The 10,609-nt window shown below is 32.6% G+C and carries 12 protein-coding genes and 1 pseudogene; 8 read left to right on the top strand and 5 right to left on the bottom strand.

Translation table 11 applies throughout. From position 1 onward, the window contains the following. Positions 1 to 229 precede the first annotated feature (229 nt). Positions 230 to 1,126, bottom strand: coding sequence for a macrolide 2'-phosphotransferase (locus ACLHDF_RS28150; RefSeq protein ID WP_413921733.1), 897 nt, complete (start codon positions 1,124 to 1,126; stop codon positions 230 to 232). Positions 1,127 to 1,896: 770 nt separating this feature from the next. Here ACLHDF_RS28150 and ACLHDF_RS28155 point away from each other — a divergent pair. Beyond that, a complete protein-coding gene (locus ACLHDF_RS28155) occupies positions 1,897 to 2,403 on the top strand; it encodes a DinB family protein (protein ID WP_413921742.1) in 507 nt (168 codons plus the stop codon). Positions 2,404 to 2,488: 85 nt separating this feature from the next. Here ACLHDF_RS28155 and ACLHDF_RS28160 read toward each other — a convergent pair whose 3' ends face one another. Next, positions 2,489 to 3,841, bottom strand: a complete 1,353-nt coding sequence (locus ACLHDF_RS28160; RefSeq protein ID WP_413921734.1) for an erythromycin esterase family protein — start codon at positions 3,839 to 3,841, stop codon at positions 2,489 to 2,491. Between the two features lie 266 nt (positions 3,842 to 4,107). On the opposite strand from ACLHDF_RS28160, the gene ACLHDF_RS28165 reads away from it, so the two are divergent. Further along, on the top strand, positions 4,108 to 4,350 hold the full coding sequence (locus tag ACLHDF_RS28165) for a hypothetical protein (protein ID WP_413921735.1): 243 nt from the start codon (positions 4,108 to 4,110) through the stop codon (positions 4,348 to 4,350). 162 nt (positions 4,351 to 4,512) lie between these two features. Beyond that, positions 4,513 to 5,130: an NUDIX hydrolase gene (locus ACLHDF_RS28170; protein WP_413921743.1), complete on the top strand. Its 618-nt coding sequence runs from the start codon at positions 4,513 to 4,515 to the stop codon at positions 5,128 to 5,130. Between the two features lie 146 nt (positions 5,131 to 5,276). On the opposite strand, the gene ACLHDF_RS28175 is transcribed toward ACLHDF_RS28170, so the two are convergent. Beyond that, positions 5,277 to 5,594 carry a thioredoxin family protein gene (locus tag ACLHDF_RS28175; RefSeq protein WP_413921736.1) on the bottom strand — a complete coding sequence of 106 codons (318 nt, stop codon included), beginning with the start codon at positions 5,592 to 5,594 and terminating at the stop codon, positions 5,277 to 5,279. A 280-nt stretch (positions 5,595 to 5,874) separates the two neighbouring features. Next, on the bottom strand, positions 5,875 to 6,084 hold the full coding sequence (locus tag ACLHDF_RS28180; RefSeq protein ID WP_413921737.1) for a hypothetical protein: 210 nt from the start codon (positions 6,082 to 6,084) through the stop codon (positions 5,875 to 5,877). A gap of 499 nt (positions 6,085 to 6,583) precedes the next feature. On the opposite strand from ACLHDF_RS28180, the gene ACLHDF_RS28185 reads away from it, so the two are divergent. From ACLHDF_RS28185 to ACLHDF_RS28195, 3 genes and pseudogenes are all read left to right on the top strand, one after another. Beyond that, positions 6,584 to 7,057, top strand: coding sequence for a DUF2975 domain-containing protein (locus ACLHDF_RS28185; RefSeq protein WP_413921738.1), 474 nt, complete (start codon positions 6,584 to 6,586; stop codon positions 7,055 to 7,057). Between the two features lie 23 nt (positions 7,058 to 7,080). Beyond that, positions 7,081 to 7,473, top strand: a complete 393-nt coding sequence (locus tag ACLHDF_RS28190) for a DUF2975 domain-containing protein (protein WP_413921670.1) — start codon at positions 7,081 to 7,083, stop codon at positions 7,471 to 7,473. 64 nt (positions 7,474 to 7,537) lie between these two features. After that, positions 7,538 to 7,755 (top strand): annotated as a pseudogene (locus ACLHDF_RS28195) (helix-turn-helix domain-containing protein). 670 nt (positions 7,756 to 8,425) lie between these two features. Here ACLHDF_RS28195 and ACLHDF_RS28200 read toward each other — a convergent pair. Continuing rightward, a complete protein-coding gene (locus ACLHDF_RS28200; protein ID WP_413921671.1) occupies positions 8,426 to 8,803 on the bottom strand; it encodes a winged helix-turn-helix transcriptional regulator in 378 nt (125 codons plus the stop codon). Between the two features lie 102 nt (positions 8,804 to 8,905). On the opposite strand from ACLHDF_RS28200, the gene ACLHDF_RS28205 reads away from it, so the two are divergent. Both ACLHDF_RS28205 and ACLHDF_RS28210 read left to right on the top strand, forming a co-directional pair. Then, positions 8,906 to 9,565, top strand: a complete 660-nt coding sequence (locus tag ACLHDF_RS28205; RefSeq protein WP_413921672.1) for an MBL fold metallo-hydrolase — start codon at positions 8,906 to 8,908, stop codon at positions 9,563 to 9,565. An 11-nt stretch (positions 9,566 to 9,576) separates the two neighbouring features. Next, positions 9,577 to 10,383, top strand: a complete 807-nt coding sequence (locus ACLHDF_RS28210; RefSeq protein ID WP_413921673.1) for a carbon-nitrogen family hydrolase — start codon at positions 9,577 to 9,579, stop codon at positions 10,381 to 10,383. Positions 10,384 to 10,609: the final 226 nt, after the last annotated feature.

Below are 10,609 nucleotides of genomic sequence, written 5' to 3' on the forward strand. Positions count from 1 at the left end.
TCCGATAATGTAACTAAAAACCTATATCGTATATACAATGATTTTCAGCTATATTATTAATAAAAAGGTTTGATGTTGTATCATAATCTGTAATTTAGAAAGGAACTCAGGTTCTACGTTTTTATAGTTTATTTTTGTACTCTAACGGTACATTTTTAAATTTAATATTTGTAAGTAGAGGAGGAAACGTAGTTGTCTAATCTTCCTCCGTATAATCAAAGCCATTTTATTACTTAATTGGACCAAGCATTTGTTGAGCTATATCTTTATACTCCTGCAATCCAGAGCTTTCAGCGAAATCAGCAACAGTAATAGCCTGTGTGGTTGCCAATTCTAAGATATGCTCTTTCATAAGTGGCCACGTTTTTCCGCCTGCCTTCTCATAAGCTGTAATAGCTTTCGTCAGCCCTTCTTCACCTGTAAATAAATAATGAGCAAGAAAATCACGAGATACATCTGTAACGGCTACTTCAGTCCAATCAATTAATCCAGTAGCCTCTGATTGGTGATTAATTAAAATATGTCCTGGATGAACATCACCATGACTAAGACCAGTATGGTTTGGCCACATATCAGCATTGGCCACCCATGCCTGCCAACGATTCCATAAATCCTCACGTACCTCATATTCATCTTTTACTTTCTGCATTTTTTCTTTCATTAATTCTCGTGCTTCAGTTGCCGTATAGATTTTAATACCAGTATCCTTTACTAAGTTTGTTGGCAGTTGATGTAACTCTGCTAACATGCGTCCAAACGATTCGTGGTAAGAGGACGGAACATTTTCTATATTTAAAACCCACTCATAATTTTGAATTTCAGGATTAATGGTACCCGCAGGCACCCCACCTAATGCTTTGTAAGCAACCAACTCATCCGTGAAAACTTCCCAATATGGGGCTTGAATGTTTGTATATTGATTTATAGCATCTAAAACCATCTTTTCTTGATGAGCTTTTGCCATAGAATCAGGTCTACGCGGGACTCGTAAAATCCATTTTTCCCCCTGCTCATCTTCTACATGTGCAACTTGAAAATCCAAGCCTGATTCGTTTAATTTCATTGTTTCTTCGACTACGTCTAAGCCTTTTCTTTTCGCTAATTCTTTAATTTCTAGCTTATTCATAAGAATTTGCCTCCCCTAACTTTCTAGTTTTTTTTCGTTTTGTTTTGGTCATTGCTCTTTTTTATTTTCCCTAGCTCTGCCTCTCACAACTAACGATATCAATTAATGGTTATTTATGGGTATGGATCGACGTTTGAAACACAAAAAAGCTACGGAAATCTCTGTCCGCAGCTTAAAGTAAACAGTCATCAACCATACATGTTGTACTCAATAATATCTCGAAAAAACCTAAACGATGGATTATCGAAGAAAAAAGAGCACATTTTTAGGCATAACAAAAGAAAGATAGATAAATCCACCTTCCTTCATGTCACATATCACTATGTCCGTTGAAGATTATTAAAAATGGGCAGACTGATCCTGTTTACTCTGCGAGTATTAAACAGAGCCTTTGAACGTATTAAATTACTTGTTCAAAGTACGGATACGTAATCTCATAGAAGCAGTCATTTATTAATAATCCTCCTTATTTTAGAATGCTTTCATTTTATATTATAAAATTATTATTTTCAATCCCCTTATTACGGTGATAATCTATTTTATTTATCTAAAACGTATATAAGTTCTAGGAAATAATGTTTACACCGGAACCAGAATATTAGATGATACATGCCAAAGAAAAATTATTTTATAAAGATTTAAATTAATATTCTTCCAGTAAAACACCTTATGGTAACTAAAAATGTATAGGGTAGTCACTTCAATTATATATATATGTTAAAGTTTAATAATAGAGAAATTGAATAAGGAAGGGAGCAATTAACTTGTTAATGGACCTACAGTTAGATGATAAAATGGAACCTTCGGTAGCTCTTTTATATGCAACCGTGGCTGATACTTATAAGCGATTAAAGCTTTTAGTAATGGATGTGGATCAAGAAGAATTATTCTTTAAGGCTGCAAACAATGAGATGAATAGTATTGGACAATTACTAAGACATTTAGCCGTTGTTGACTTACATTGGGTTTATCGATTTAGGAATCAGTCTATACCATTAGGTGTTCAAAAAGAATATGGTCCTTTAATTGACCGGACTGGCCAACTTCCTTCTGTACAAAACACAACAACTGTCGATTTAGTAAATAGTTATGAAAAAGTTCAAATGTTGTTTCGTTTAGAGTGTATCAAGTTATCGGAAAAAGATTTAACAAAAGTTGTTTCATACGAAAATGGGCAAACAGCAACCATTCGTTGGGGTATATGGCATATAGCTGATCATAGTCGATATCACCAAGCCCATATCAGCTTATTAAAAAAGCTATATAGACATAAATAAGTTACTGCTAACACAAATTAGACTCCTTCGCTTGTTTGTTCTACTAAACGAAGGAGTCTATACGAACAACTATCATCTAAAAAACTTAAATGATTTTAGCTGGCGTGATATGTTCAATCCAAATAATTCCGTCATACTGTTCCTTCAGTATCATTTCTTCCTTTAAGAATCCCCAATAAAGAGCAATGCGAGGCGTGTATATCCAAGATGTTCTTTTATTATATGGGGCATGAAGAAAGTCAACGAAGAGTGAAGAGTGATTCCCATACTTAAGCAGTGCTTCTAAGCCAGTAGGGTCTTTCTCTTCATTTACAGGTTTAACCGTTTTATTATCGCTACTATCTAAACTTGCTCCAGAATAGGCATAAATACCAATGGTATAGGTTTGTCTTTTAAAGCTGTCAGGTAAGTAATCACCCATATTATTGAGGAAGTTTTGCCCATACTCAGCATATTTCACTTTAGAGTTATTTTTTCGCACGTGATAATTATGTCCCCATACAATTATTTTTTCTTTTGGATACATTTTTTCTGCAAGGAATTCAAGGTTTTCGGCCATCATTCGATCCCGTAAAACCATCGGATGTTGCTCTACATCATAAATAGGTATGTTATGAGCAACGTTCCAATTAGGTAACTCATATCTCATAAGTGTCTCTTTTCTTAATTTTAAGGATTGTAAAAGGATGTCTATATCCTGTTCTTGTTGAAGGCTGAAAGATGCTAATTCCCTTCTATGTTCCTCCACAAAACGCTCTAATATGCTGTAGTTTTCATTTATTTTAGCTTGTTCTTGAACAAAATCGTCTTCTGTTTTTTGAGCTTGTAATTTCATCATGCTTTCCTCAGCTTGTTTAAACAAATCAGCCTTTGAAGAGTCCACTTGTTTGATCCATTCATAAGTTGATTTCGTAAAAAGGTTGCCCATTACCTGAATATCAAACCCTGTTAGTGTAAGAGGGTCTCCTTTTTTTTCTTGCTCTTGGAGATATTTAAATAGATCTGCTACTTCTTGTGTATACCAGACACCAAAAATAGAGCGTTTCATAAGCTCTGTAGAAGATAAATCATGTAATTGACGGTATGCACTGTTAGTCTCTGCAAAGCCAGATTCAAAGGCTAGAACATCATACCCTAATTCTTCGTGGAGATATTTAATGAGTTCCACTTTTGTGGCGCTCATTTCATTTGATCCATGTGTAGTTTCACCTAATTGGACAATACGTTTCCCTTTTAGCACTTTCTTTAAGAACTTTAAATGGTCTTTCCTCGAATTTTTAGTATCCTCTAAGGGGTAAGAATTAGTTTTAATCCATTCTTTCCATTTCTCCACATCTTTTTCGTTTGTGTCTGCAAATGTTGGAGGCGTTAAGGTACAAAATAGAAAACACGTTACTATAAAACTTAGAAAACACCATTTCACTTTTTGTTTCTTCATAGTTCCCTCCCTATGTAATGACTTCATTCATAGTTTAATTGGAAATTATATGTAAATCCAATAATTTGTATATTCTTGTAAGTTATATCTATTTACTCTATCTCTAATAAAAGCGAATTCTTGCTAGATATAGCTTCCCTTTGGTAAATTCTTAAAAATTTAGTAAGAGTATTTATTGTAGTACCTATAATGGTGATTATGGTAACTAAGTTATTGTACCTAAACTATCCCTTTAATGTTATTTTTAGTAAGAGGGGGAATAAGTTATGAATTTGAAAAAGAACCAGTCTTACATTGAGTTGAAAGTAATAAATTGGGATAACACAGAGTTTGGCAGTAGGTTGTGGGAAATGTGTGAAGCAGCTAAAGAATATGAAAACGATTACGTTGAAGTTCATCAAGTAGTGAATTTAGGGAAACGTAAGGGAGAATGGTACTACTTGATTATTTTAAATATAACCCAAGATTTAGATGATTTGGGGGCGCTGGTAGAAAATAATTATAGGTGATTAAAACCCCTTTATTCTATATAAGATGAAGGGTTTTTGGTTCCTGTAACGTGTTTTATGTTAACTAACTTTGTATGGGATAAACACATTAAATGACAACAAAATCACTTGATTCTTATTTTGTGGTAATATTAGATTATTACTAAGATGGCGGTGATAATCATAGAACATAAGTGGCTTGATTGGGCGAAGCAACTTCAATCTATTGCACAGGCAGGATTAGCTTATTCAAAAGATATTTATGATGTAGAGAGATTTGAACTAATAAGAGACATAAGCGTTGAAATGTTATCACAACAAACAGGTATGGAAATGACAGTCATAAAAAATTTATTTGCAAATCAAACTGGTTACGCAACACCTAAAGTAGATATTAGAGCTGTGATCTTTAAGGATAACAGAATATTAATGGTCAAAGAGAATTCAGATGGTAGTTGGTCGTTACCTGGAGGCTGGGCTGACATTGGGTTAACTCCAAGTGAAGTAGCAGTTAAAGAGGTAAAAGAAGAATCAGGATTTGATGTGAAAGCTGTCAAATTGTTAGCTATAACGGATATGAAATGTCATCCACATCCTCCTTCACCTTTTCATATTTATAAAATGTTCATTCAATGTGAAATCATTGGGGGGCAACCGATGAAGGGGGTAGAAACGAGTGCTGTGGAATTCTTTGCTGAAGATAAACTGCCGCCATTATCAATAGCTCGAAATACACAAACACAAATTGAAATGGCTTTTAAACATTTGTATAATCCTAAAGAATCTGTATACTTTGATTGATTTGTAATAACATTTAAGAACAATTTTAAATATATATACATTTTGCCTTTGGAATTAGTGATTCCAAAGGCTTTATTTCCTATAATTAGAATTATAGGAAGTAGTTTTTTCTAAATGTATTCAGAAGGAATTTTTTTAATATCAAATTATAAACAGTATTTATTAATCGAATTAATTAGTTCAAAAGGCATGTGAATACCTAATAATCGTTCTCTTTCCTCTCCATCTTTGAATACTAGAATGGTAGGAGCAATAACAACACTGAACTGAAGAATATCTTCTTTATTTTTTTCTCCATCTACTTCTATTAAAGTTACTTCTTGCTCAAACTCTTTACTCGCTTGATGAAAGAATTGTTTCATAATTCTTCTATGCGGTGTATTAGGTAAAAAGAAATGAACAATTGTAATACCATTTTTTAATAGATCTGAAAAACGAGTGGTGGTGTCTTGTAAAATCCTCAAAATTGGACCTCCATTTGGTTAATAAATATACATATTATCACTTGAAATACCCCTATAAACATCCTTATATTGCAAAAAATGTTATATTTCGTGTTTTATTTTACCAGCTATTAAACCCCTTGAGTTGTATCTTTTAAAATTTGAATTTAAATGGCTATAAATTACCAAAATAAGGATTTTATCTTTAATTCTAAAGTCTTTAACTCTCTTATTTATTAAGTCTAAAATCACCGAATTATAAGGTGGAAAGTAAATTTAAGAGCTTATAGTTTGTAAACCTTTAAAGGTTCTTTGGTTTATTTATAGGTTGATTTTCTCGTTTTCTATTTAAAGGTAAAAACTGTAGTTCTAGTGCTTTATATAGTGAAAGGGTTTTATACAAGAAAGTTGAAATAATTCTCCATTTTGAAAACCAATTATGAGCAATTAATACAGAAGTACTACCAAGAAGAGCACCTACAATTTTACTTCTTACAGTGTACCAACCCATCTTCTACTTTCCTTTTAAGAAATTGTTTTATTCATATTACCTTCAAAGAAAGTTTACAAACTCTTGACGTTACTATATTTTTAATAAGATAAATTCAATCATGAACACAAAATAAACGTATTATATATAAAGATATAAATCCACAAACTATTTTATAAAAATAGTAATTTTACCTTTTACTCTAGATGACGACAAATGGGCGATTTTTCGATAAGTTATGTAATAATTAACGGTATTTTAACTGAAGTAAGATAGTCATTACATATATACAATAAGTAATTTAGCACATAAAACGTTTTATCTGGGTAAGCAAAATTTGTATAGTTTTTAGTTTTTTAAAGCATTTCTTTGTAATGGGAAATGCTTTTTATTTTTGTCAAAATCAAAAGGATATTTGAATAACAATAATAACACAATTTAAAACAATATAAATTTATTTTAAAACAATAAATCACATGCTAAAATCATATTATTATTTTAAATAAGTGAGGTGTTTTAAATGAATGGTAAACGAGGTTCAGCCATTTTCTTAAAGGTAATTAGTTTTCTGGTTGGAATTGCAGTGCTTACTTTGTGCATTTATTGGATTCCTGTGTTAACCATTAGAGATGTAAAAGCACATCCAGGTGGGGATTACTCGCTATATCCCCTTTTAGTATGTGTATATGGAATCTGTATTACATTTTCTTTTACGCTGTTTCATGTATATAAACTATTAACCTTTATCGAAAGGAACAATGCTTTCTCGGAGTCATCTCTTAAATCTTTAAAGGTTATAAAAAAATGTGCTTTTACAGCCATTTTCTTCATTATGTTAATGATAATAAGCTTGAAGGTGATTTCTAGTATCTCAGGAGATGATTCAGCAGGTCCTATATCCGTATGTCTGATGAGTATTTTAGCAACAAGTATCATCATTGCTGTTGTTGACGTACTTCAAAAGCCATTAAAAGGTTTCCTAGATAAAAAATAAAAAAGAGGTATTACAAATGAAAAATGCATCTACATTTGGGAATTGCAACTCTTGCATTGTGCATATTTTTAGTGTCTAAGTTCGGGAATTTTGCTGGAGATTTGTATCCAGATATTGCTTATATGAAATATCTCGTTTTCATCGTGATGTATGGTTCGGCTTTGCCTTTTTACTTTGCTCTTTATCAGGCTTTCAACCTTTTACGGTACATTGACGAGAAGACAGCGTTCTCTGAATTATCTGTAAAGTCGTTAAAGAACATAAAGTGCTGTGCGATTATAATCAGTGGTTTGTATGCATTAGGTTTGCCACTCTTTCATTTTATAGCGAAGAAAATTGACCCTCCTATTGGAATAATGCCACTCATCATCATTTTTGCTTCGTTGGTTATCGCTGTTTTTGCTGCTATCCTCTAACGGCTTCTACAAGAAGCGATTAACATAAAATCAGAAAATGATTTAACGATTTGAGGTGGAGGATATAACAATTATTATTAATATTGATGTGATGTTAGCAAAACGAAAAATGAGTTTAACGGAGCTTTCGGAGAGGGTTGGAATTATTATGGCGAATCTTTCTATTCTGAAGAATGGGAAGCAAAAGCGGTTCGTTTTTCAACATTAGAAGCAATATGTAAGACTTTGGATTGTCAGCCAGGTGATACTTTGGAGTACAAAAGCGACGAAGACACTCAATAAAAACAGACAACCATTTTATATCTGAAGTCGATAGAGAATTTAAGGGATAGTCATTAAGCTATCCCTTCTTTGCGTTTATTATGTTATTTACTCAGACTATTCCACTGAGAATTGCATTGAAATTAGTGACAAATGTTATTTGAAAAAGTCCTCCGTAATTTTATTCCAATCTACTCTTTAAAATTATACGAATTAACATACGATTCATATTACGGAAAGCATATAAAAAAGTAGTTCGTTTTGGAGTGTTATTTTCCATTTTGTACTCCAAAACTGAACTACTTACTATAAAACGATGCTCCCTTTACTACACTGAGATTATTCAGTAGACATTATTAAACACCCACTTTTATAATGGCCGTGCTTAAATAGGTGACGAGCTTGTGACAGAAAAAATTTTATATTTTATTGCAGATAAATTTTCTTTAGAGTGCTACTGAAGTAAAAAACAAAGGAAACATTTTTTAAAAAATTTTTTAGTGGAGTAAAACAGTTCGTATAAGTATGTGTGATTAAGTGGGCGTCCATAATGTAATTTAAATTGTAAACGAACGTTAAAATTGATAGTTTCATTTTTAAAGTATCGCGTCCGTAAACGTACACTTTTACGGACGGTAGATTTGATTCTGTTTCAAATATTAAAGGAATAAAGTCAGGAATTTTCTTTGAATTATTGAGATTTTTTTAATCCTTCTTCCTGCTTACTTATATAAGCATTGCCCCATTGCTCTAAAGATTTAAGTATTGGGGTAAAATTCTCTCCAAGATCTGTTAAATAATATAAAACCCTTTTAGGGTTATCGTTTGTTTCTTCTCTTTCGATTAAGCCGTCTTTTTCCATATCTCTAAGCTGTAGTGTAAGGATGCGTTGAGTAATACCAGGTATTTCACGACGCATTGCGTTATAATACATGGGTGATTTTGATAATAAGGATAAAATGATACCTTTCCATTTACCGCCCATAATATGCATCGTTAATTCAATTGGACAAGCATGCTTTACAGTTAACGTACAAGGACCGTATTGATCACTTTTAAAGTCTGACATTTTCTCACCTCAATGGGTAGTAACAAAATTGTGCCTTCTTGTTACACCTATTTTTTCTTACTAAACTTATGATATCAAATAAATGAGAAGAAGGTGTATGAATTGGAATTTGTTCAAATCTCTGAACATGTTTATAGACTCACTTATGAAACCGTCGTTGGTATTCGAGTTAAGATCAATACATGGTACGTAGTGGATGGTGAGGATGTTTATATCATTGATACCGGAATGGAGGACTATGCATATGCGCAGTTGAATGCAGCAAAATCTTTAGGTATTCCCAAAAGTATCTTATTGACACATGGTCATCTGGATCACATTAATGGCGCCAAGTATTTAAGAAATAATTTAAATATTCCTATTTACGCGCACGAAATTGAAACTCTGTTTATCAATGGTGAAAAGCCATATCCAAACAAGACAGAAAAGGAAACAACAGGCGTGGAACATCAAGTTGAAGGTTTAAGTGACAATATCATTAAAACGTTACCCCTAGATGTATATTTAACGCCCGGTCATACACCAGGACATGTAATATACCACCATAAAGATGACAATGTGTTGCTAACTGGAGACTTATTCTTTTCTAATGCTGAATCCTTACATCCACCGATTCGAAAGTTCACAGTTGATATGGATGAAAATATTAATAGTGGAAGAATTATAGATGAAATTAAACCTTCTATTATTTCTTCATCACATGGCGAAGACGTCAAATACAACGGTGATTTATATACTATTTATAAATTTATATATGAATAAGAGGTAGAAAAATGAAAATACAATTATTTCAAATGGTGATTATAGAAGGAGAAGTTGAGCAAAACGAAAGCCGTATTAAATCCTTATTTGAAGAAAAGTTGGATGTAGATACTGAGATTGTTGTGATACCTGAAATGTGGAATACTGGTTATGATTTAAAAAATGTAGCAGAAAAGGCAGATATTGATTTAAAGAGAACTTTTTCTTTTATTCAAAGTTTAGCAACCAAACATCAAGTGAATATCATTGCAGGTTCAGTTTCGAATAGAAGGAATGATAACATTTATAATACAGCTTTTGCGGTATCAAAAACGGGTGAGCTGCTCTATCAAAAAGATAAGATACATCTCGTGCCGATGTTAGATGAACATCATTATTTAACAGGTGGAAATGAAGTTCCAGAAGTATTTGAGATTAACGATATCAAAGCTAGTCAGATTATATGTTACGATTTACGTTTTCCAGAAATCACACGTTATCCAGCGTCTCAAGGTGCAAAAGTCATATTCTACGTTGCACAATGGACTACCAAAAATATAAACCATTGGAGAACACTATTGAGGGCAAGAGCTATAGAAAATTGTGTCTATGTCATTGCATGTAACAGTGTGGGGAATGTAAATAATAAAAATCATGTCGGCAACACATACGCGGGGCATTCAATGGTCATTGATCCAAATGGAAACATTGTAGAAGAGGGGAGACACCAAGAAGAGATCATAACAGCAGAAATCTATGTACAGAAAGTTACAGAACAACAAAAAAACATCCCAATATTTGAAAACCTGAGACCCGATGTTTATAAGCATGCGGAATAGGGATTCGTATATGATATACAGCCTAAAAACAGAAAAAACCACTGTGTCTGAACTGCACCTCAAGGGTTCTTTTTGGAATGTGTTCCGGAAAAAAAGCATTATGTTAAGAAAAACGTAAAGTATTTCATAAAAATAATTAGTTCAACTATTTACTTTTAGTGAAGACACATGTAAGAAAAGCCCTCAAAATTAATTGAGGGCTTTTCTTACATGTGTGGTTGATCAT

The sequence above is a fragment of the Priestia megaterium genome, from assembly GCF_046599315.1.
Lineage (GTDB): Bacteria > Bacillota > Bacilli > Bacillales > Bacillaceae_H > Priestia > Priestia megaterium_F.